General features: G+C 63.1%; 20 protein-coding genes. 13 read left to right on the top strand and 7 right to left on the bottom strand.

Features of this window, described 5'->3' with window-relative positions; translation table 11 throughout:
• Positions 1–476: 476 nt before the first annotated feature.
• The 7 genes from M2361_RS15910 to M2361_RS15880 form a co-directional block, all read right to left on the bottom strand.
• Positions 477–1,313 (bottom strand): hypothetical protein, encoded by an 837-nt coding sequence (locus tag M2361_RS15910; protein ID WP_259250499.1) that lies wholly within the window; start codon positions 1,311–1,313, stop codon positions 477–479.
• On the bottom strand, positions 1,310–4,024 hold the full coding sequence (locus M2361_RS15905; protein WP_259250497.1) for a M23 family metallopeptidase: 2,715 nt from the start codon (positions 4,022–4,024) through the stop codon (positions 1,310–1,312). Before M2361_RS15905 ends, M2361_RS15910 begins: the two co-directional genes overlap by 4 nt.
• 49 nt (positions 4,025–4,073) lie before the next feature.
• On the bottom strand, positions 4,074–6,152 hold the full coding sequence (locus M2361_RS15900) for a type VI secretion system Vgr family protein (RefSeq protein WP_259250495.1): 2,079 nt from the start codon (positions 6,150–6,152) through the stop codon (positions 4,074–4,076).
• A 157-nt stretch (positions 6,153–6,309) separates the two neighbouring features.
• The gene (locus tag M2361_RS15895; RefSeq protein ID WP_259250494.1) at positions 6,310–7,164 is read right to left on the bottom strand and encodes a hypothetical protein; all 855 of its coding nucleotides are present in this window, start codon (positions 7,162–7,164) and stop codon (positions 6,310–6,312) included.
• 87 nt (positions 7,165–7,251) lie between these two features.
• On the bottom strand, positions 7,252–8,235 hold the full coding sequence (locus M2361_RS15890) for a tripartite tricarboxylate transporter substrate binding protein (protein ID WP_259250492.1): 984 nt from the start codon (positions 8,233–8,235) through the stop codon (positions 7,252–7,254).
• A 64-nt stretch (positions 8,236–8,299) separates the two neighbouring features.
• Positions 8,300–9,154, bottom strand: coding sequence for an alpha/beta fold hydrolase (locus M2361_RS15885; RefSeq protein ID WP_259250490.1), 855 nt, complete (start codon positions 9,152–9,154; stop codon positions 8,300–8,302).
• The gene (locus tag M2361_RS15880) at positions 9,151–9,744 is read right to left on the bottom strand and encodes an amino acid synthesis family protein (protein WP_100854342.1); all 594 of its coding nucleotides are present in this window, start codon (positions 9,742–9,744) and stop codon (positions 9,151–9,153) included. Before M2361_RS15880 ends, M2361_RS15885 begins: the two co-directional genes overlap by 4 nt.
• A gap of 120 nt (positions 9,745–9,864) precedes the next feature.
• Here M2361_RS15880 and M2361_RS15875 point away from each other — a divergent pair, with 120 nt between their 5' ends.
• The 13 genes from M2361_RS15875 to M2361_RS15815 all read left to right on the top strand — a co-directional run bounded on the left by M2361_RS15875 (position 9,865) and on the right by M2361_RS15815 (position 22,741).
• Positions 9,865–10,773 carry a LysR family transcriptional regulator gene (locus M2361_RS15875; RefSeq protein ID WP_259250487.1) on the top strand — a complete coding sequence of 303 codons (909 nt, stop codon included), beginning with the start codon at positions 9,865–9,867 and terminating at the stop codon, positions 10,771–10,773.
• Positions 10,774–11,052: 279 nt separating this feature from the next.
• Positions 11,053–11,913 (top strand): N-acyl homoserine lactonase family protein, encoded by an 861-nt coding sequence (locus tag M2361_RS15870; RefSeq protein ID WP_100854344.1) that lies wholly within the window; start codon positions 11,053–11,055, stop codon positions 11,911–11,913.
• 51 nt (positions 11,914–11,964) lie between these two features.
• On the top strand, positions 11,965–12,948 hold the full coding sequence (locus tag M2361_RS15865) for an ABC transporter ATP-binding protein (RefSeq protein ID WP_259250485.1): 984 nt from the start codon (positions 11,965–11,967) through the stop codon (positions 12,946–12,948).
• Positions 12,945–13,658 carry an ABC transporter permease gene (locus M2361_RS15860; protein WP_259250483.1) on the top strand — a complete coding sequence of 238 codons (714 nt, stop codon included), beginning with the start codon at positions 12,945–12,947 and terminating at the stop codon, positions 13,656–13,658. The genes M2361_RS15865 and M2361_RS15860 overlap by 4 nt, the downstream gene beginning before the upstream one ends.
• On the top strand, positions 13,655–15,040 hold the full coding sequence (locus M2361_RS15855; protein ID WP_259250481.1) for a GldG family protein: 1,386 nt from the start codon (positions 13,655–13,657) through the stop codon (positions 15,038–15,040). The genes M2361_RS15860 and M2361_RS15855 overlap by 4 nt, the downstream gene beginning before the upstream one ends.
• The gene (locus M2361_RS15850) at positions 15,037–15,675 is read left to right on the top strand and encodes a DUF4340 domain-containing protein (RefSeq protein WP_259250479.1); all 639 of its coding nucleotides are present in this window, start codon (positions 15,037–15,039) and stop codon (positions 15,673–15,675) included. Before M2361_RS15855 ends, M2361_RS15850 begins: the two co-directional genes overlap by 4 nt.
• 332 nt (positions 15,676–16,007) lie before the next feature.
• Positions 16,008–16,913, top strand: coding sequence for a branched-chain amino acid ABC transporter permease (locus M2361_RS15845; RefSeq protein WP_100854348.1), 906 nt, complete (start codon positions 16,008–16,010; stop codon positions 16,911–16,913).
• Entirely contained in the window at positions 16,913–17,923 is a 1,011-nt protein-coding gene (locus tag M2361_RS15840; protein ID WP_100854349.1) for a branched-chain amino acid ABC transporter permease, read from the top strand. Before M2361_RS15845 ends, M2361_RS15840 begins: the two co-directional genes overlap by 1 nt.
• Before the next feature lie 2 nt (positions 17,924–17,925).
• Positions 17,926–18,666, top strand: coding sequence for an ABC transporter ATP-binding protein (locus M2361_RS15835; protein WP_259250475.1), 741 nt, complete (start codon positions 17,926–17,928; stop codon positions 18,664–18,666).
• 3 nt (positions 18,667–18,669) lie between these two features.
• Positions 18,670–19,326 (top strand): ABC transporter ATP-binding protein, encoded by a 657-nt coding sequence (locus M2361_RS15830; RefSeq protein WP_259250473.1) that lies wholly within the window; start codon positions 18,670–18,672, stop codon positions 19,324–19,326.
• A 16-nt stretch (positions 19,327–19,342) separates the two neighbouring features.
• Positions 19,343–20,779, top strand: a complete 1,437-nt coding sequence (locus tag M2361_RS15825; protein WP_259250472.1) for an aldehyde dehydrogenase family protein — start codon at positions 19,343–19,345, stop codon at positions 20,777–20,779.
• A gap of 27 nt (positions 20,780–20,806) precedes the next feature.
• Entirely contained in the window at positions 20,807–21,559 is a 753-nt protein-coding gene (locus M2361_RS15820) for a glucose 1-dehydrogenase (RefSeq protein ID WP_100854353.1), read from the top strand.
• 57 nt (positions 21,560–21,616) lie between these two features.
• A complete protein-coding gene (locus M2361_RS15815; RefSeq protein ID WP_100854354.1) occupies positions 21,617–22,741 on the top strand; it encodes a zinc-dependent alcohol dehydrogenase family protein in 1,125 nt (374 codons plus the stop codon).
• Positions 22,742–22,758: the final 17 nt, after the last annotated feature.

Here is a 22,758-nt window from a genome sequence, read left to right as displayed (position 1 = left end):
CAAACGCCACGCCATCCCAGCAATCGTATTTCTCTTCAACGGATTCTAGTTCAGTAAAGTCAGGTGATTCCTTGAGATAGTCGACCTGAAGTCGTGTAATTATTGTGGTGTCTCGATTGTTATTTTTCGGGAATGGGTATCGTCGCCTTTTTATTATGGTCTGCTTTGTGTCACGGGCGCTGTCGTAATAATTTTCCCTTAAGGACTTTAATCGGCCATTTACGTATTTAAGTAGCACGAAGTCCGGAGGAGGGGTTTCGGTTGTCTTGAACGATCTAAGGCTTCCATAGAAGGCGGGGCTATTCACCTTATCTTCATAAAACAATCTGCATTTATCGACTTGGATAACTAGCGGTCGACTCGATTGCACTGAGTATCCGCAAGCTGAGGATAGGTCAAACAGAGCTCTGGAATTAGAGGCATTCGAATTTGAAGAAAATGCGATGATACCTATGTGCATCAAGACGGCCATTAATTTAATCATGGTCGAATGCTCCCCTCTGGAAGGTTGATAGGAACTTCGTCCGATATGGCCTGATATGCATGGGAAAATATTTGCTTCTATTCTGTAAATGTAATGCTGCTCTGTTTACTTGTAAGGTGACGTTCAATACATCGGCGGCGAGAGGTGGGCCATCGGTCAAGTCTTGGAAACTCTTTATGTATGCCCAATCAGGGGCGGCCGAGTTTGTTTCGTCTGATACGTCAGGATCGAGAAACTCGACGCTGCGAAGGACTTTTAAGATGTGAGGTAGTTGGTTGGTTTTGGGCTCATTCAGCCGCATGACGATCATGAATCCACATACATGCTTTTTTTCGCCAAATAAGCAGTAGGTCATTGCGCGATCACGCAAGCGTGGTAGCCCGTCATCGGCATCCTGGGTTTTATAGAATCCACTGGCATTGGCCGACGAGAAGTTATGAATAGACGTTACGGCCCTCAACCCTCTTATCTCATCCTGATCCGATGTGGGGTAAAGAGGTTCCCAATCTTCGTTGCCGATATTTAATATCGCGCCATATTTCTTGGCGACTGAGTTATTTCCTGAAATTGGATTGTTGCCGCAAGTAAACGGAACGCCAAACTTATGTAATGAGGTGTCGACGGGCGCTTTCTCAGAAGCGTATCGAGCTAGGCCTGGACCTCTCCTACTCAGTTCGCCGTCGAAATAGTCCACTATGCGGATAACACAGTTATCCCCCATGTCGACGCGAAGTTGCTTGGGTGCCGCCGTTGGCTCGCCGGCGAGGCAAGAGATCCCTGATACTTGCAAAAGTACGTAAACCAGTACGGTGAAGAACTTGATTTTCATAGGGGTTCTCTTCTCGGAGTATGTCCCTCCGGATATTCAAGGGATAGGCGGCCAGAAGCATCGGGAAACAGAAAATCTCCCAAAACCGCCAGTGCCTGCGCAAATGGAATGCATCTGGCGATATATCCATTGAAGTTTATGCTTGGGTTATTTACCGCTTTGGGGTAATTGATGCTGGCCGAGGCATTTCGGAACCCGGTGGCGTGATAATAGATTTTTTGTTTAATTTGCGTCGGAGCACTTGGGTGCGTAGCCGCGACGACGCGTCTTTCCAAACTGACTTCGCCATCGGCGTATCGGGCAATTTTCATCAAGGACCAATAGAATCCAGCACTATCGGATGGCGAGAAGTACGCTTCCGTCTGAAGCGGTTCGACTTCCGCCCCAAGCTCTGAGCGCCATTGAAGCATTATCGCGGTTACCCCGCTGACGGCATCGCCTAGGAAAGTAATGGCTTGCGATCGGTGAGAATTGGCCTGCTTAGTGGCATGCGAGAGAGCTTCCCGCGTCTCCTGTGATATTTGTTTTTCTCGCCCACGATAATCCCAATAGCGGATGTAGTTCGTCGCATGTGTCAATTGCAAGAAGCCACGTCCATCCCAAGGGTAGTACCAGCGGGTGGAGTCGTTCTCGCGCAGAGTTTGAAGCCAGGTTGTTTCTTGAAGGGCATTGGCAAAGAAAGTCGCCATTCGAAGGGGAGTGTTTATTAAGTTTTTTCGCAACGCCAAGTTAAGGTGCGCTTGATGGAGTTTGATGTTGCGCTCCCTGGTGTCCCCTAGCTTGACGGGCTCGTAATATATCCCGGAGCCATGTTCTCTTAGCGTCTCCTTTGGCAAGAGCTGTATAAACTCTGACTCGCTTAGCCACATGCATTTTGCGAACTCCTCAATAAACTGCAACGGATGGAAGTGGTAATGCACCTTATCCAGTGCCAAGCCTTTCTCCTGCGCCTCTTCCCAGAACGCCAGCGCCAGGTGATGCCGCTTCAGCCTGCCATACGCCTCATCGCTAAGGCACTCACTCGTCCTCAACACATTCGCCGGACGTTGATCAGGATCGTCGACCTTCAGCCAACTCCATCGCTGATCAAAATCGTCACGCGACCATTCGGTGGGAATTTTCACCACACAGCGGCGCAACGCCCTGGATACCTGCGCGGTGCGGATCTTGGCGGTGGCGCGTGCCAGGCGGTCTTGGTATTGCATCAAGGCGTGCGCGCCGGTCGCCACCTTGTGGATCGTGTCGCCTATGACGCCTGTCACCTGCGGTAGCGGATGCGGCGTGGGTTTTAACGGCTCAATCAGGTTCAGCAGCGTGCCCGAATCGCATCGGCTATTCCCATCCAGGTCGTCATCAATAAACGTCCAGCCTTGCCAGTGCGGAAAGTCCGCGTCGCTGTAGACGCGAACGCCCACCGCATTTAGGTCAACAAAAAATATGCTGCCATCAGACAGCCGGATTCTGCGGATATGCGGTAGCCGGCCGTTATACAGATCGCTTTGCGCTGGTGCATCTGGACCCAACACACGGCCAAAGCGCAGCATTTCAAAACCGGCGCTGGGGCAACCTGGATAGTTTTTGACGGCGGTGTTGTAAAGCTCGTAGGAACTTTCGCTTTTATCGGCGGCGCCTTGCAAGATGCCGGTTACCTTGCCCTGCCGGTTGCGGGCAGTGACCGTGAAAACTCCGCGCTGTTCGCTGATGCTGATAATCAGCTCTGCTGTCGTCCGCGCGGCCACCGGCACATGCCAGTTCGCCCAATGTTCGGAATTGGAACCGGAAGGAAAGCGGTCGGCCAGCGCGCCATATACCCCAGGCACGTAGATCGTTCTTTCGGTTGCGCTAGGGGTGGGTAGATCAAACATATTCTGGTGGGCACCGGTTACCCAGTTGAACCACGTCTTCTCGTCCCCCTCCCGCTTCGCGCCGCTGATGGACTTGCGGTTCATCTTCCACAACTGATCCGGGGTGGTGCCGAACAAGGATGCGATGGCATCGGGGCGATCATTGCTTCCCGGTTGCCCGGGGTGAAACAAACGGGTGAGATAGGTGCTTCGAGATTCGCGAGGGTTCGTGTCGTAAAGCGGCGTATTGGCCGGCAGCACAAAATGAATATCGCCCCACACGCAGTCGCGTCGGCCTTCCTGGCTTTTCAATTCCCCCTTGCTGCGGCCCAGCAACCGTTCTACGTTGGCTTTGTCGGCCACGATTTCGAAGTGAATGCGGTGGGGGGCGCCGTAGATGTAGCCGGCCTGGGCGATGGCCTCTTTGCGGCAGACCTTGTCGCCGGTGTTCAAGGCAAGTTTTGTTCCCGCGTTCTTTTCCAAGGTATGTAGGTGCTGATAGATGGAATAAAACGTGACGTTGACGCCTTCACCGATTTCGGTGTCGTGCTTCAGGACCAAGACGCCGTTGCTGGTCCAGCCCTTGTAGTACCTCAAGGGGTCATTGGACGGCGTGGCGGAATCGATTGCCGGTTTAGGTTTGTCGCTGGCCCTGGCATACACCACGACGCCATCCGCGATCGCCCGCACCGGTTCGGGATTCTGTGGAGACCCCGGCGCCACCAGGTGAACGCCGCCATGCCAGCCAAACTGATGGCTGACAGGAAACGCACCCTTGCCGGTTTTTTCACCCAGGCTCCAGTAGGCATTGCTTTCCGCGTCTTCGGCTTGCAACACGGCGCGTAGGAAGGGCGCGCTGATCAACATGACGTCTTACTCCCAGGTTCGAACTGCGATGGACTCCTGCGCGATTTCCTTACTCCGACAACGGAATATCCGCCGGGTCGACGTCGCGCGACACGGCGGGCATTCCCGCTATCTGGAGTGAGCTGCCGCTACCCGAGCTGCTCTGGCTCAAGGGCCCCTTGATCTTGATTTCGACGCCATCCAGCGTGATGCCCGAGCCGTCGATGGTGATGGTGCCGCCAGGGCCTTTGAATACGACCTTCTCGCCGGCCTGCAGCTCGTAGACCGTGGTCTTGCGGTGTATCTTCTGACCCACTTCAAGCAGGTCGTACCCTTCGATCTTCGTTTCGGCATAGCCGCCGATGTCGGTCCAGTGGTTGGCCGCCGTCTTGTCGCGCCGACTGTTGCCGACCTCTTCCGTGCGGTCCTTGGCCGTCTGGATGGTGTGGTTGCGGCCCACGCTCAGGAAGTCGTCCTGGCCGGTGCTGTGACGGCGGTCTTGGCCGATATCCACATGCTCGTTGTTGGCCACGGTTTCGCGGCGGTCGCGGCCGATGGCGATCGTCTCGTCGTTTTCGATCTTTTCGCTGCGGTCGTGTCCAACGAAGGTGGTTTCGTCGTGATTGACGTGGATGTTCTGGTCGCGCTGCGCATGCACGAAAATTTCTTCCTGATCGCGCTCGTCTTCAAAGCGCAGTTCGTTGTAGCCTTCGCCCTTGTGGGTCTGGCTTTTGATCGTCATGCGCGTCTTGTGACGGGGCAGTTCGTAAGGCGGTAGTTGCAGCGCCATATGGGTGCGGCCCGTGATGACAGCCTGGTCCACGTCGCCATCCAAAAAATTCACGATCACTTCCTGTCCGATGCGCGGAATGGCCATGTGCCCCCACATGGCACCCGCCCAGTTTTGCGACACCCGGATCCAGCATGAGCTGTGCTCGTCGTGGCGGCCCAGCCGGTCCCAGGGAAACTGCACTTTGACGCGCCCGTAGCTGTCGCAATAGATCTCTTCGCCTTTGGGCCCGGTCACCGTGGCAATCTGAGGCCCGTCGATGCGCGGCTTGGGCAGCGGTTCGGCACGCCATTCCGTATGTTTGGAGACAAGCTCTGCCGTGTAGCCATAGCGCGTGCCTTGCTGTGCATCGGCGCCGTCTTCCTGTTGGCTGCTGTGCTGCACCCCGTGATGACGCATGCGTACCGGGCGCCAGCCTTGGTTCAGGTCGCCGCGCGGATGGCCTTCCAGTTCGAACGACAAGCCCGGGACCAGACGCGGGTCGTCGCCTTCGACCGATGCAACGCGCGCATCGCGCCGTAGCCCCCGCAGGCGGTTCTCGGTGAACGGAATGCCCGCTTCGTCGCGTTTGTAGCGGCCCGGGTAGTCATAGCGTTCGTAGTGGCGACGCTGGTGGTCCAGGTTGACGCCATCGCGGCTGTGTTCCTGCGTGTACCGGGGGTGGGTGTAGGTGTAGTCGCGTTGGGTCTGGCGGGCCGTGCGAACCTGTTCGGCGTAGGTGAAGCGGCGTAGCGCCGGTTCGGGTTTATCCCCACCCGGGGCAGGCTGGTACTGGACCGGGCCACCGTCGATGTTGCCGTGGATGTGCAGGCGGTCGCTGTGGACCAGGCGGTGGCCTTTGGCATGATGATGAAAGGCATGGAAGAAGCCTTCTTCGCGGGCCAGGCGTTCCAGGAAGTACAGATCGGTGTCACCGGCCTGCACGCAGTATTCGCGCGGCAGGTGTTCGTGGGTGACCGTCTGTTCGTAGTCCAGGACCCCGTGCTCTTTAAGCACCGCTTGCAGGATTTCGGGTACGGACAGGTGCTGGAAAATGCGCCAGTCGGAACACAGGCCGGCGCGGGCCAATAGCGGTTCGACGGTGGCGCGGTAGCGGGTGCGGCGAAAGCCGGTGGTGCCTTGTTCGAAGCGCGAGACCACGCCGTGTACGTAGCGTACCGGGGCTTCTTGATACCAGATGGTCAGCAAGGCCGCTTGATCCAGCACGTGGCCGAAGTCCACCGATGATTCATGGCTGGCCAGAGCTAGGTCCAGCCGAAAGGGCTCGGACAAGCCCTCGTACAGGGTGAACTCGACCACTTCAAAGTCCATGCCGCCTACGATGCCAAAGCTGAATCGAAAGTCGTGTTTGTGACTCACGATGCCCCCCTTTGAGTGCGTCATGCGGCACATCTTGGACAGCGAGTCAGGGTATGGCTATAGGACGACTAAGAAATGTTGAGCACCGGGCACGGAGTGTTATCGAGCATGCTCTGCCGATACCGGTTTTGTCAGCAAGCATCTGGGTAAATCGTGCTTATCCAGCGATATCGCGGTCCATCGACCGCAGCGCCTTCGGAATGCGGTAGCGCTTGCCGTCAAACGAAAGCGTGTGGCGGGTCTTGCCTTGCTTGATGGTTTTTTCCTCGCAGCCGCCTTGCTGCACCGAGGCGCGGCTGGCCGAGTGGGATTCGGTGGCGATCAGGTTGCGGTAGCCACGGCGTTGCGCGTCGCCTATCGCCAGGCTGACGGCGCTTTCCGAGAATTCGCCGGCGCAGGTGGTGTCCCATACGCCGGATGAGCGGTTGACGGCCATGCCGTCCAGCACCATGCGCAGTTCGTTTTCGTGCACGGTGAACAGGCGCAAGCTGGTTTCGTCGAAGGGGTTGGCGCGCGATGCGCCCTCGCGTTCGATCCGGATGCCGAATGCGCGCTGGTCGGCCGCCACGTCATAGCGCGCCGTGTCGAATGCCAGCCCGGCGATCCGCACGGCATCGTCCGACATCAGGCCCACCAGCCTGCGTCGTTGGCGCACTTGCAGCGTCTGCTTGTCCAGCACCAGCACGTCCAGGTCGCCGACGTGGCCATTCTCGGGGTCGGGCGTGTCCTGCATCAAGGGCACCGCCACCAGCAACAGGTCCGGATTGGCGGGCCACGTTTTGCACGCCACGGCAAACGGCGCGCCTACATCGGCATCGGAGAGCGTGACGATGGCGTGTCCTTCCGCAAGGCGAATGCGGCCTTGGGCGTCGGGCTTGTCGGTGTTGTTGTAGACGGCGCGCACGATGCCGGCCGCTTCGGGGCAGGGGCCGCTGGCGGCTTGCGCGGCGCCACAAGCCAGTAGGGCGGACAGGGTCAGGGCGCCGGTCAACAGCGAATAGGGACGGAGCATGGCGGGCGGGCGGAGGGGAAGAAGTCCGAATTCTAATCAGGCCTTTGCGCGGCTGCGCGCCCCTTCGCTACCGCCCGCTACAGATCGCTACAGGTCCACCCGGACCTTGCCTGCCTGTACCAGTCCGGCCACGTCGCGGATCTCGGCCAGCAACGATTGTTGCAACTGTGCAGGTGTTCCGCCCGTGGGGGCAAAGCCCTGTTCGGCCAGCTTGGCGCGCACGGACTCGGTTTGCAGGGCGCGGTTGATGCCCTGGTTCAAGGCGGCGATGGTGGCTTCGGGCGTGCCGGCCGCGCAATACGTGCCGAACTGGATCTGCGCGTCAAAGCCGGCGTAACCGCTTTCGGCGACCGTGGGAATGTCGGGATACTTCGGCAGCCGTTCGCGGCTGGTTACGGCCAGCACGCGCAGCCGCCCGCTCTTCAAATATGGTTCGACGGCCGCCACGGTGGCCACCACCACCTGAATCTGGCCGCCTAGCAGGTCCGTCATCATCGGGCCCGTGCCCCGATAGGGCACGTGCAGCATGTCGATGCCGCACGCGGCTTGCAGCAGTTCGGTCGCCAGATGCTGCGGTGTGGCGTTGCCGGGCGATCCGAAGGTCAAGCCCTTGGGTTCACGCTTGGCCTGCGCGACCAGGTCGGCCAGGGTCTTGGCGGGCACGTCGGCGTTGACGGCCACCATGTACGGGGAACGCGCGATGGGGCAGACGGGCGCCAGTTGCTTGAGCACCTCTTCCGGCGGCCGCGCGTAATAACGCACCGACGGCACCAGCCCGGCAAACAGCAGCACGCTGCCATCCTTGGCGCCGTTGGCGGTGTAGTCGGCGCCTAGCATGCCGCTGGCGCCCGGCTTGTTCTCCACCACGACGGGGCGGTCCAGCGCCCCTTCCAGCGTGGCGGCGACAACGCGGCCCAGCACGTCGGTGCCGCCGCCCGGCGGAAACGGCACGATGACGCGTAGCGGCGCCTCGCGCGCGGCGGCATTTCGGCCCAGCGACAGGCCCAGCGACGCGGCCAGCGGCGTTGTTGCGCCCAGGGCCAGTTGCTTCAAAACGGTTCTGCGATTCATGCGGTTGTCTCCTTCTGCGCCCGTTATCGGGGCGTGGGCCGATCACCTCTGTCTGGCGGGCGATTCAGCGGGGGGCTGCGGGTCGGAAATAGGCTGTGGGCTCTGGGCCATTCGGCCCCCCGGGCATGCCGCCCGTCAGCGCCTCCGACGGCGCGCTCGGCAATAAAAACGCATGCAGGGCCGAGGCAAGTGCCTCGGGGGCTTCCACCGGCAGCATATGCCGCTGGCCGTCCACCACACGCACTCGCGCGTCAGGTAGCGCCCGCGCCAGCGCGCGCGTCATGCGGGGCGTAGACCCGACGTCTTGGTCTCCCGTCATCACCAGCGTCGGACACGAAATGTCGGGCGCGGCTTGCGCCAGCAGCGTGTCGCCGTGCGCGAACAAGCGATAGGCCGCCAGGAAGTCGGCGCGGTTGTTGTGAAGCAGGCGGTGGCCGATGGCGGCAATACGCTCCGGGCGCGCGGCCTCGAACGCGGGCGTGAACCAGCGTTGCAGCGACACCGCCGCTGCCGCGCCCACGTCCTGCGTGGCCGCGGCCTCCAGACGGGTCATCACGGCACGCACTTCGTCTGGCGTGCGGTGGAACACCGTGCTCAACAGCACTAGCCGGGTCACGCGCTGGGGCCGCGCGGCGGCATAGGCTCCCGCGATCAGGCCGCCCATCGAATAGCCCAGCACGTTGGCTTCGCTCCAGCCGGCCGCGTCCAGTTCGGCGTCCAGTTGCGCAATAAACCGCGGCATCTCCGCGGCCCCTTGAAGGCCCGGCGCCGCGCCATGACCCAGCAGGTCGTAGCGCAGCACGTCAAAGCGGGCCTCCAGCAGCGGCGCCACATCATCCCAAAGCGTGTGGTCCAAGCCCACGCCGTGCAGCAGCACCAGCGGTGCGCCACGGCCGGATCGACGGCGTGGCGTGCTCATTTCGACTGCGCCTCTTGCGCCAATTCCTGCAAGTCGGAATAGCGGTTGCCGATGCGGTGATGCGGCCTGCCCGACGTTGCCGCGCCCAGCGCAATCACGATTTCGTCCGGCGCGGGGGCGTCGTTGATGTTGGTCTGCACGGTCAGGTAGTGTGAACGCAGGCCTTCGTCCTCTTTGTGCATCAAGGGCACGGAAATAACGCAGCCCGGGCCGCCGCGCGTGTTGGTGAAAGCCAGGTAGCTGGTGCCGCCCACGGCATTGCGGTAGGCATTGCCAAAGCGCAGTGTGTGGATCAACGCGGATGCATGCTCGACTTCCCCTGACGTGCCCACCACGGCAGCCTTGCCGTAGGCTTCGATCTGGTCGGCCGACCCGGCCTGCCGCAATATCTCGGCCACCAGCAGTTCGCCCAACGGCGGCGCGTTTTCCAGGATTTGCGGACGCAGGTCTTCCTGGAACGGCAAGCCCGCCCACGGATTACGGATCACGGCGGCGGCCACGATCATGACCAAGGGGCGCTCAGCCGGCTTGCCGCCTTCGATGCAGGTCTTTTCAACGTAACTGATGATCTTGCGCACTTGCAGGGCCATTTGATTGCTCCAACGCATAAGGGCTGATGATGAGCCCATTGTTCATGCCGAGAGCAAATTTTGACAATCCAAATTAACTCAAGTTAATTTCGGAAAACCTGAAGCCAACCGGTGCCCAGCATGCCCACGCCCCTGAAGATCCAGCACCTGCGCCAGTTCCTGTTGGCGGCCGACCACGGCAGCTTCCGCCTTGCGGCCGAAGGCACGCATCGGTCGCAAGCCGCCGTGTCGGCCGCCATGCAAGACCTGGAACAGCAACTGGGCGCGCCGCTGTTTGAAGCCGGCAAGCGGGCGCAACTGACGCCGTTGGGGCTGGCGGTGGCGCCGCTGCTGCGCGAATTGCTGGCTACGCATGACCGCGTGCTGGATGCGGCACGGCAGCTGGGCATGGGCAACAAGGGGCCCGTGTCGCTGGCGGTGATGCCGTCATTGGCCGATGAGTGGCTGCCCCGCCTGCTGGAACGCTACGCGCGCAGCCATCCCGACATCCGCATCCGCGCGCTGGATGAGTCGTCGCAGGACGTGCACCGGCTGGTGCTGGGCGGCGAGGTGCAGGTGGGCGTAGCCGGGCAGGTGCCGCGCACGGCCGAGGTTGCCTTCACGCCCGTCGCGCGCGATGCCTTTGGGCTGGTGTGCCGTAAATCGCACCCGCTGGCGCGGCGGCGCGGGGCGGTGCCGTGGTCTGCGCTTGAAGACGAAAGGCTGATCGGCAACGCCACGTTCGACACGCTCAAGAACCGGCAACTGGGCGGCTATATCGACGATCCGGCCATGGTGGTGTCTAACCGCGCGTCGTTGCTGGCCAGCGTGGTCAGCGGCCTGGGGGTGACGGTGCTGCCGGTGTTGGCGCGGCCCGCCGTCAGCAGTGGGCTGGCGTTCGTGCCGCTGTGCGAGCCCACGGTAGAGCGCATCGTGGGCGTGCTGACCCGCAAGGAAGAAACGCTGCTGCCGTCGGTGGCGGCCATGCACGCACTGGCGCTGCGTTCTCTGGCCCAGTTCACCCGGCGCAAAGGGGCGGCGCTGGTGTAACTGGCCCTTGGCCGCGCATCCGCCTTAGGGTTGCTACCAGTGCGGCGCCCGTGAAGCCCAGCTTAATAAATCCTAAATTGGCAGCCGCGCGGCGCTGCGTCAGAGTGCGCAACAGAGAAAACGGCCGTCAGATGCCGTCCTGGCCGGCGAACCGATCCGCCGCGCCATCAACCCCGCACAGCAAAACCCTATTGAAAAAAACCCGGGACAAACCGGGCGGCTTGCTATCGACCGTTGCCACGTGGCGGCGGTCATCCCTGTTGGTCCGAGGAGACGACAATGAGCAAGAGCTGGAAGAGGTTTGCAGGTGCGCTTGGGGCAATGGCGATGATGGCGGGGGCGCAGGCCGCCGACGCGCCGCCCGACGTCAAGCTGATGCAGTTGTCCGTGGGCAAGATCGAGCTGGACAAAGGCTTCATGACCGCCATGGTCGATGTGGGCACCAAGATCAAGATCCCCGTGCCCGCCTATGTGATCCAGCACCCGCGCGGGTTGGTCTTGTTTGACACCGGCATGAACCAGGCTACCGCCGATGGCAACTGCGCCAACTATTGGGGCCAGGGCTTGTGCGGCGCCTTCAATTCCATCCAGGGCCGCGACGAAGTCATCGACCGCCAGTTGAAGGCCGCGGGCTTTGACGTCAGCGACGTGAAGTACGTGGTGTATTCGCACTTTCACCTGGACCACGCCGGCAACATCAAGATGTTCCCCAAGGCCAAGCACGTGGTGCAAAAGGCCGAGCTGCGCGCCGCCTGGTGGCCCGAGAAATTCCAGCGCGCCGCCTATGTCATGAAAGACTTCGACACCACGCGCGACTACGACTTCATCCAGGTGGAAGGCGACTTCGACCTGTTCGGCGACGGCACCATCGTGCTGCTGGACACCAAGGGCCACACGCAGGGGCATCAGTCCTTGCAGGTGAAACTGAAGAACACCGGCACGGTGCTGCTGGCGGCGGACGCGATCTACACGGCTGAGAACGAGGCGGGCGTGATCCCCGGCATTACCTGGAACACCGCGGCGTCGATGCAGGCGATTGACCGGCTCAAGCAGATCCGCGACGCGCGCCAGGGGCAGCTTTGGTATAGCCACGACGCCGAGCAGCACGCGCAGAACGCCAAGACCAAAGTCTTTGACTAAGGCGCCGGGCTCTACGCACCGATCCTAGCCACCCCGACCCAAGAGCACCCCATGCAGCCGGCTGTTGCTTTGCATCAGGTCTGCAAGTCGTTCGGACCCCGCCAGGTCCTGCATTCCCTGAGCCTGTCCGTGGCGCCCGGGGAAATCGTGGGCCTGTTGGGGCCGAACGGCAGCGGCAAGACCACCACCCTGCGCCTGATGGCGGGGTTCTACACGCCGGATAGCGGCCGCGTCACGGTTCGAGGGCGGGAACCCGCCCCAGGCCGGGGCAATGCCGACATCGGCTACCTGCCCGAACGCGCGCCGCTGTACGACGCGCTGACGGTCATGCAATACCTGGAGTTTGGCGCGGGCGTGAAGGTGGCGGGCGGGGCGCGCGCGCGCCGTCAGGCCATTGAACGCGCCATCGACGGCTTCGATTTGCAAGCCGTTGCCGGCAGCGCCATCGGCCGCCTGTCCAAGGGCCAGCGGCAACGGGTAGGGCTGGCGCAAGCGGTGCTGAATGATCCGCCCGTGCTGTTGTTGGACGAAGCCACCAACGGCCTGGACCCGGTGCAGATCGTGGAAGCGCGCGCCATGATCCGCCGCTGCGCCGAAGGGCGCGCGGTGGTGTTCAGCAGCCATCTCATGCAAGAGGTGGAGGCCTTGTGCACCCGCATCGTCATCCTGCGCCAAGGCCACCTGGTGGAAGATGCGGCCTTGGGCCAGGCGCAGTCGGCGCTGCAATTGCAACTGGCCTTGCCCACGTCGGGCCACGCGGCCTTGCATGCTGCCTTGTCGGCCTGCGCGGGCGTGCACGCGGTGGACGCCACGGTGCTGGACGCCGCGTTGAGCAAGTGGCGCATCAGTTGGAACACAGCCGGTGTTGGCGAAGCGCCGGGCGCCGTGTGCGATCAGGTGCTGCGCATCGTGCTGGCGCATGCCCAGGTGCGCGCCGTGCTGTCCTTGCACGACGCCGTCGAAACCCGCCTGCTGGCGGCGTTGGCGCCGAATGATCCGGTGTTATGGGACCCGGTCTTGCGGAGGCGCGCATGAAGGGCTTTCTTGCCTTGTACCGAAAAGAACTGCGCACCGACTTCGGCTCGCCCGTGGCGCTGGTGGTGGTGGCCGTGTTCTGGGCGCTGTCGGGCTACCTGTTCAGCTTCAATCTGTTCTTCGTCAGCACCGGGCAAATGGTCACGGCGTTTCACAACATGACGATCTTGCTGATCCTGGTGATGCCCTTGGTCAGCATGCGTGCGTTTGCGGAAGAGGCGCGGCAGGGCACGTTGGAATTGTTGCTGACCTTGCCCTTGTCGGACGCCACGCTGGTGGCGGCCAAGTACGCGGCGGGGCTGACCGTATTGGCCTTGATGCTGGCGGGTACGACCGCCGCCGTGCTGCCGCTGGCCTGGTACGGGCAGCCTGACTACGGCCCCATCGTGGGCGGTTACATCGGCGTATTCCTGTACGGCGCGTTGTTTTTGGCGATAGGCATTGCCGTGTCCAGCGCCTGCTCGAACCAGATCGTGGCGGCCAGCGCCACCTGGGGCATCCTGGTGTTGCTGTGGTTCATGGACTACCCGGCCGCGTTGGATGCCTTTCCAGCCTTGTCGCCGTTCTTTCAGGCGCTGTCCCTGTCGGCGCAGCATGTGGACTTTATCCGGGGTGTGCTGCCCGGGCCTGCCACGGTAACGCTGACCAGCGTGGCGGTGCTGGCGTTGATGATCGCGGCCGTCAACCTGAAGCGCTGGAGGCTGCGATGAACGGCCACTCCGGCTTGCGCCGCGCGGGCAGACGGCTGGGGCTATGGCTGCCCGTGCTGGCGGTCGCGGCCTTGCTGCTGGCGCTGAACCTGTGGGCATCCCGCAATCTGGGCCGGCTGGATCTGACGGCGCAGCGGCTCTACAGCCTGTCGCCCGAAAGCCTGGACGTGGCGCGCCAGATCAAGCAGCCCGTGGACGTGACCTGGTTCTATGACCTGCGCAACAAAAGCATGGTGGACGCGCTGGAACTGCTGCGCCAGTACGAACACGCCAACCCGCTAATCCGCGTGCGCGGCGTGGACCCGGCGCTGCGCCCGGCCGAGGCGCGCGAAGCCGGCATCCAGTTCGCGGGCAGCGCGGTGCTGGCCGCCGACAGCCGCAAGATGACGATCAACGGCGGCACTGAAACCGACTTCACCAACGCGCTGATCCGCATCAGCCAGCAGGGCGCGCAGACGGTGTGCTTCACGCAAGGGCATCGCGAAGCCATGCTGGACAGCCTGACGTCGCTGGACGATCTGGAAGACCACGGCGACGACGAAAATCTGGTGGCGCGCGTTGAAGTGCATGAGCAGCATGGCATGGCGATGGCGCGCAATGCCTTGCAGACGCTGGGCTTTGGCACTCGCGCCGTGAACGCGGGCAGCCTGGCGCAAGCGCTGCCGGCGTGCGCCGTGGTGGTGGCCGCCGGCCCGCGTACGCCGTTCGGCGCGGATGACACGCAGGCGCTGCGCCGCTGGACGGCGGACGGCGGGAAGACCTTGCTGCTGCTGGAACCCGACACGCAGCACGGCCTGGATGCCTTGCTGGCCGACTTCGGCATTGCACGGCCGGCGGGCGCGCTGGCGGACCCGGCCAGCCACTACCGCAACGACGCCGGCAGCCCCGCCGTCAGCGACTACACCCGCCACAAGATGACGCGCGGTTTGCCCTTGAGCTTCTTTCCCGGCGCGGCCGTGCTGGAGCCCGCGGGCGACAGTCTGCCCCCGGGCGTGACCGTGATTCCCTTGGCGCAGACGTCCGCCCAGGCGTATCTGCCGGGTCAAGCCGGCACGCGCCACACCTTGATGGCGCTGGCCACGCGCAACGCGCAGACGGCCAGCGTGGATGGATCGGCGCGGCCCACCTTGCTGGTGGCGGGCGATAGCGACTTTGCGACCAACCGCCATTTCGCCACCCTGGGCAACGGCGCGCTCTTCACCAGCGCCGTCACGCTGCTGGCCGGCGAAGACGCCTTGCTGACGATCCGCCCGCGTCATTACGAAAACCGCCGCGTCGAGCTCACCAACCGCCAGATGCGCACGGTGTTCTGGACCAGCACCGTCGTCTTGCCGCTGCTGGCGTTGATGACGGGGTTGTTGCTGTGGTGGAGACGGCGGTGAACGCCGCGCGCCTTTCCCAGGGACGTAGCATCGCATGGCCGATGTTGCTGGTGGCCGGGGTGGTGTTGTCGGCGTGGCAATGGCACGAAGCGATGGAGTCGCCCGCCACGCACAGCGGCCACACGCATCTGCATGACGATAGCGGCAAGCCCGCGCGTTTGTATGCCTGGAATGCGGATCAAGCGGCCCGCGTTACTTTGCTGATCCCTTCGCAAACGCAGACATCAACGCAGACATCAACGCAGACATCAACGAAGACATCGAAGGTGCAGGTGCCGAAGCAGACCCAGACATCGGCGCAGACGTTGATGCTGCAACGCGGCGCGCAAGGCTGGCACGCAACCCCCGCCGTCGCCAACTTCGACGTCGCCGACTTCCTGGCCTTGTTTTCGCACGCCCGCAGCGACCGCATCCTGACCCCGCATGCTGGCGAATCCTATGGCTTGAACCCACCCGCGCTGCGCATCGCCATCGACGACGCCAACGGCGCCGCGCTGGCTCGCATGGACGTGGGCGCGCTTACGCCGGATGGTCTAGGCCGTTATGTGCAATTGCCCAACGAACCGCACCTGCGCATCATCCCCAATTACCAGACGCGGGCGCCCTTGGCCGCGACGATGCAGGTAAACCCGTAGACGGTAAACACGCCCGCCACGGCCACTCTATCGCTTGTGAAACCCGGCTTGCGCAAAGATAAATAGGCGCTGAAAACGCGCCTCCCTATACTTCTTTTCCACATCGGACGACTACGAAAAGCGGTTGCGGCCTGCGATCGGACCCGTCCATATAAACGCCTTCCGGCCTGTTCCGATTCGTATCGGCAGCGGGCACGGCAAGGTCCATAACGAGACAAGGGCGCGCCATGCGCGTCCCGGGCTACATGCCCGTACCACCGTGCAGGGGACGCACGTTGCCAAGGCAACGCATCGCCCGCGCGGCAGGTGCTTAGCGGATTGGGAGAAGACGCTTGACCTTGGATCTACTGCCTCTCGCCTTGGTGGATGGCGTGGCGTACGCCAGTCTGCTGTTCCTGGTGTCGATGGGACTAACCCTGGTGTTCGGCGTGATGGGCATCTTGAATGTTGCCCATGGCGCCTTCTACGCCTTCGGTGGCTACGCCGCGGCCAGCCTTGTCATGTTCCTGGCGCCCAAGACCGACTCCCCCTTCCTGCTGTTCGCCGCCTTGTTCGTGGCCGCCATCGCGGTGGGCCTGGCTTTGGGCAGCATCATGGAATTCGTGCTGATCCGCCGCGCGCAAAACTACGACCCCATCCTGAAACTGCTGATCACCTTCGGCGGCTTCCTGATGCTGGAAGACATACAGCGCCTGCTGTGGGGCGCGCAGCCCTACAGCGCCAGCGAAGTCGTCAACCGCCTGGGCAATATTGAAATCGGCGACATCACCTACACCACCTACCAACTGGTGGTAGTGCCGGTAACCGCCGTGCTGGCCTACGTGTGCCTGGAGTTCTTCCTGCGCCACACCAAGCTGGGCAAGCAGACGGTGGCCACCACGCACAACCGTGAAGTGGCCACGTCGCTGGGCATCAACGCCAAGAAGATCGGCTACGTCACCTTCGTGATCGCCACCATCCTGGGTGCCCTGGGCGGCGCGATGGCCGCGCCCACCACGTCGCTGGTGCCTGGCGCCGGTACCGACATGACGGTGCTGTCGTTCGCCGTGGTGGCCACGGCGGGCCTGGGGCAGATTACCGGCGCGCTGATCGCCGCATTGCTGATCGGCATCATGCGTTCCATTGCCGTCTACGCCGCGCCCGAACTGGAAGTGGCGGTGCCGTACATCATCATGGTGCTGGTGCTGATCATCCGGCCGCATGGCTTGTTCACCGTCGCCCAAGCCCGGAGGATCTGATGAAAGTCGTCGTACTCAGCCTCGTGGCCGCGCTGGCCACGCTCTTCCTTGGCTATACCTATTCGTGGACCATCACGCCGATCGTCATCGGCCTGACCTACGCCATTGCCGCACTGGGCGTGTCGGTGATGGCCCGCGCCGGCCAGATCTCGTTCGGCCACGCCATGTATTCCTGCATCTCGGCCTACACCGTGGCCTTCCTGGCGCGCGCCATGCCGGGCACCGATGCGCTGGTGCTGATACTGGCCGGTGTCGTGGCCAGCTTCCTGGCCGCCGTGGTGGTCGGCCTGTTCGTGGTGCGCTATCGCGGCATCTTCTTCGGCATGTTGAACCTGGCGCTGAGCATGGTGCTGTTCGCGCTGCTGGGCAAGCTCTACACCCTGACGGGCGGCTCGGACGGCATGCGCATCGTGCGGCCCGCCATTGCCGGTGTGCTGATGGAGCGCGAATCGTTCGAACGTGCCTTGCTGGTGCTGACGCTGGTCTTGTCGTTGGTGCTGGCCTGGTGGGTGCAGCGCTACTTCCGGTCGGGCAGCGGCCAGGCGCTGGCGGCCATCAAGACGAACGAAACGCGCATTGAATATTTGGGGTTTTCCGCCTACTTCATCATGTGGAAGGGCTACCTGCTGTCCGCTGTCGTGGTGGGGTTTTCAGGCGCGATCCTGGCGTTGATGCAGGGCCTGGTCACGCCGGAAATCGGATCGTGGCTGCGGTCGGGCGAATTCGTGTTCATCACGATTCTGGGTGGGGCAGGGCATGCCGCCGGAGCCTTCCTGGGCGCAGTGGGCTTTGAAACCGTGAAGCTGGTGTCGGCCGCGTACTTCCCCGGCCTGTGGCAGTTCTTGCTGGGCCTGACGCTGATCCTGGTGATCTTCATGTTCCCCACCGGCTTTGTCGGCCAGATCATGCAGCGCATCGCCAGGCAAAAGCGCGACGAAGCCCGGGCCCGCGCCAACGCCACCTCGCAGGCGCGTATTCAAGCCGCGACGCAAGCGGCGGCCAGGAACTGATGATGAAACCCCTTATTCAAACCACTGACCTGCATCTGTCCTTCGGCGGCGTGATCGCGGCCGACAACATCAACTTTGAATTGCATGAAGGCGAGCGCCTGGCCGTCATCGGCCAGAACGGCGCGGGCAAGACCACCTTCATCAACATCTGCACCGGCTACCTGGCGCCCTCCAAAGGCAAGGTGTATTTCGACGGGCGCGACGTTACGGCGATGGCCCCGCGCAAGATCGTGCGCCTGGGGCTGGGCCGTTCGTTCCAATTGCCGCAGTTGTTTACCGAGCACACCGTGCGCCAGTGCGTGCAGATTGCCGCCGCGCGCCGCAACAAGGAACTGAGCTGGTTTCGCTCGTTGGAAAGCACCATCGACGAGAAGGAAGTGGACGCCACGCTGGACTTGGTGGGCCTCTTGCCCGAAGCCGACGAAGCGTCGATTGAACTGCCCGAAGGCAAGCGCAAGCTGCTGGATGTGGCGATGGCGCTGGCCTTGCGCCCCAAGCTGCTGATCATGGACGAGCCCACCAGCGGCGTGGCCTCTGAGGACAAATTCGCCTTGATGGAAACCGTGATGCATGCGTTGGACGAACGCCGCGTGACCAGTTGGTTTGTCGAGCATGACGTGGACATCGTGTCGCGCTACGCCACGCGCGTGGCGGCCTGGATCTCGGGCAAGGTGGCGGCCGACGGCACGCCGGACGAAGTGCTGAACAACCCGCAGATCAAAAGCGAAGTGCTGGGGGCCTGAACCATGTTGAACCTATCCGACATCAACGTAGACCTGGCAGGCAACCGCATCCTGCGCGACGTCAGCGCCAGCTTCGACGCGTCCAAGACCATCGGCATCGTCGGCCGCAACGGCGCGGGCAAGACCACGCTGCTGCGCACCATCATGGGCCTGACCAAGATCAAGTCCGGCAAGATCATGTTTGACGGCGCCGACCTAAGTGCCATGCCTGGCCACAAGCGCGCCGCGCTGAAAGTGGGCTACGCGCCGGAAGACCGCGTGATCTTCCCGACCATGACCGTGCAGGAAAACCTGAACCTGCCCTGCGAGGTGCAAGGCCAGTCCAAGACAGACATCGCGGCCCGCATCCAGACCGTGCTGAAGGTGGTGCCGCAGCTGGAACCCATGCTGGGCCGCTCGGGCTCGGCCTTGTCGGGCGGCCAGGGAAAGATGGTCGCGCTGGCGCGCGCCATCATGGTCGGCACCCGCTTGCTGATGCTGGACGAACCCTTCCAGGGCCTGGCCCCCAAGCTGGCCCGCGACTACACCGAAGCGCTGGAACGCCTGAAGGAATTGCAGCCGGAGTTGTGCGTGGTCATCACCGAATCCAACGTGAAGCTGCTGGGCGGCATCCCTGACCAGATCTGGACGATTGAGCGCGGCTCTATCACCTTGAATTGACTACCGGAGACATTGCATGACGCAGATGATTATCAACGGCCGCCAGGTCGATGCCCACGACGGACGCACCATCGATGTGGTGTCACCCGTGGATGGCGAGGTGTTCACCACCATTCCGCGCGGCCAGCAGGCCGATGTCGATGCCGCCGTGCAGGCGGCGCGCGCCGCGCTGGAGGGTGACTGGGGCCGCATGACGGCGCTGGAACGTGGCCGCCTGATGCTGCGCCTGGGTGAATCGGTATTGGCGCACCACGAAGAACTGGCGCAACTGGAATCGCGCGACACCGGCAAGCCCATGTCCACCGCGCGCGGCGACATCACCGTGCTGGCGCGCTACTTCGAGTTCTACGGCGGCGCGGCCGACAAAGTCCATGGCCAGACCATTCCTTTCCAGAAGGACTATTCGGTTCAGTTGATCCGCGAACCGCTGGGCGTGACCGCCCACATCATTCCGTGGAACTATCCCGCGCAGATGTTTGGCCGCAGCGTCGCCCCGGCACTGGCCATGGGCAACGCCAGCGTGGTCAAGCCGGCCGAAGACGCCTGCCTGTCCATCATTCGCGTCGCCGAATTGGCCCTGGAAGTGGGCTTTCCGGCCGGTGCGCTGAACATCGTGACAGGCTTGGGCGAAGAGGCGGGCGCCAGCCTGTCGCGCCATGCCGACATCAACTTCATCACCTTCACCGGGTCGAACGAAGTAGGCGTGCTGATCCAGCAGGCCGCCGCCGTCAACGCCGTCAAGTGCGTGCTGGAGCTGGGCGGCAAGTCGGCGCACATCGTGTTCGATGACGCCAATTACAAGCTGGCCATTCCCGCCATCGTGAAGGGCATCGTCCACAACACGGGCCAGACCTGCACGGCGGGTAGCCGCCTGCTGGTGCAGCGCGGCGTCTACGCCGACTTCATGAAGGCGCTGGCCGAAGAGTTTTCCAAGGTGCGCGCCGGCACGCCCGACATGGACCTGACCTGCGGCCCCGTCGTCAACAAGGCGCAGTTCGAGCGCGTGAACCGCTACATCGCCAAGGGCCTGGCCGACGGCCTGACCGTGGCGGCCGAAGGCGGCATTGCCGACGGCGTGCCTGCGGGCGGCTACTTCGTGACGCCCACGCTGTTCTCCGCGCCCTCGCATGACAGCACCTTGCTGACCGAAGAAATCTTCGGGCCGGTGCTGGTGGCGCTGCCCTTTGACACCGAAGCCGACGCCATCCGGCTGGCGAACGCGACTGACTACGGCCTGCTGGGCGCGGTCTGGACCGAGAACGGCGGACGCCAGCAGCGCGTGGCGCGCGGCATCAAGTGCGGCCAGGTCTACATCAACGGCTTTGGCGCGGGCGGCGGCGTGGAACTGCCGTTTGGCGGCGTCAAGAAAAGCGGCCACGGGCGCGAGAAGGGCTTCATCGCCCTGGAAGAAATGAGCACCACGAAAACGTTGATCCAGTTCTACGGCGAATGATCGCCACGCCATCTACGGAGTCCAGTCATGAGTCAGTTGCAGGGTAAGGTCGCCATCGTTACGGGTGGGGGCAGCGGTTTCGGGGAAGGCATCGTCAAGCTGTACGCGAAGGAAGGCGCCAAGGTCGTCATTGCCGACATCAACAAGGAAGCCGCCGACCGCGTGGCCGGCGAAGTGGGCGCGGCCGCGCTGGCCGTGAAGGCCGACGTGTCCAGCCGCGCCGACATCGACAACGTGGTGCGCGTGTGTCTGGAGCAATTCGGGTCGGTAGACATCGTGGTCAACAACGCCGCCATTACCCACAAGAACCAGCCGATGCTGGACGTGGACGAGGCCATGTTCGACCGCATGTTCGAGATCAACGTGAAGTCCATCTATCACATGGCGCAGGCCGTGGTGCCCGTGATGCGCAAGCAAAAGCGCGGCGTGATTCTTAACGTCGGGTCGACTGCCGGCATCCGCCCGCGCCCCGGCCTAAGTTGGTACAACGCGTCCAAGGGCGCGGTCAACGTGCTGTCCAAATCCATGGCCGTGGAACTGGGCCCCGACGGCATCCGCGTCAACGCCATCTGCCCGGTGATGGGCATTACCGGCATGTTCGAGCTGTTCATGGGCTTGCCCGACACGCCCGAGAACCGCGCCAAGTTCGTGTCCACCATTCCGCTGGGCCGCTTCTGCCAACCCTCGGACGTGGCGGCGGCCGCCTTGTTCCTGGCGAGCGACGCGGCGGAATTCATCACCGGTGTGGAGTTCCCCGTGGACGGTGGACGCACGGTGTAAGCGTTTGGATCCGGCCGGCACGCGCCGGCCGTGTTGCTTCTACTTGGATGTCAGCGCATGAAAATCAAAGCGGCGTTGTTGCGTAACGTAGGGGTGCAAGGTCCTTACGCCCAGACCCGGCCTTTGGCCATCACCGAGGTCGAGTTGGACCCACCCGGCACGGGCGAAGTGCTGGTGCGCATCAAGGCGGCCGGCCTCTGCCATTCGGATTTGTCGGTCATCAACGGCGACCGTCCGCGTGGCGTGCCGATCGTGTTGGGGCATGAGTCGTCGGGTGAAGTGGTCGAGACCGGCCCCGGCGTTACTGACCTGAAACCCGGCGATCACGTGGCCATGGTGTTCGTGCCCAGTTGCGGCTGCTGCAACCCCTGCATGGAAGGCCGCCCCGCGCTGTGCGAACCCGGCGCCGCCGCCAACACGCAAGGCACCTTGCTGGGCGGCGACCGCCGCCTGCACATCGGCGACGAATATTTGAACCATCACACGGGCGTGTCCTGCTTCGCGGAATACGCCGTGGTGTCGCGTCGTTCCTGCGTGAAGGTCAACGTTGAACTGAGCCACCGCGAGGCCGCGCTGTTCGGCTGCGCCGTGCTGACCGGCGCGGGCGCGGTGCTGAACCGGGCGCGCATCAAGGCCGGCGACACGGCCGCCATCGTGGGGCTGGGCGGCGTGGGCTTGTCGGCCTTGCTGGCCGCTGTGGCGGCCGGCGCGCGCCGCGTCGTTGCCGTCGATCTCAGCGACGAAAAACTCGCCCTGGCCAAAGAGCTGGGTGCCACCCACGTGGTCAACCCCAAGCAGGTCAAGACAGACGACGATCTCTTCGACCTGGCCGGTGGCCGTGTGGACTACGGCTTTGACATGGCCGGCGCCGTGCCCGCGTTCGAGACCGCCTACAAGCTGACCCGGCGCGGCGGCGCCACCGTGACGTCGGGCCTGCCCAACCCCAAGTTCAGCTTCCCGCTGTCGCTCTCGCAGATGGTGGGCGAAGAGCGCGACATACGCGGCAGCTACCTGGGGTCGGGCGTGCCCGCCATCGACATCAGCCGCTACATCGACCTGTACAAGGCCGGCCAGTTGCCGGTGGACCGGATGATGGGCAAATCGTTTTCGCTGGACCAGATCAACGAGGGGTTCGATCACCTCGCCACCGGCGGCAGCCTGCGCGACGCCATCGTTTTCTAAGGGCATAGACCCGACTA

The sequence above is a fragment of the Achromobacter sp. JUb104 genome (assembly GCF_024806975.1).
Lineage (GTDB): Bacteria > Pseudomonadota > Gammaproteobacteria > Burkholderiales > Burkholderiaceae_B > Achromobacter > Achromobacter spanius.
The sequence above is the reverse complement of the archived record's forward strand: the minus strand, read 5'-3'. Positions and strand labels throughout refer to the sequence as shown.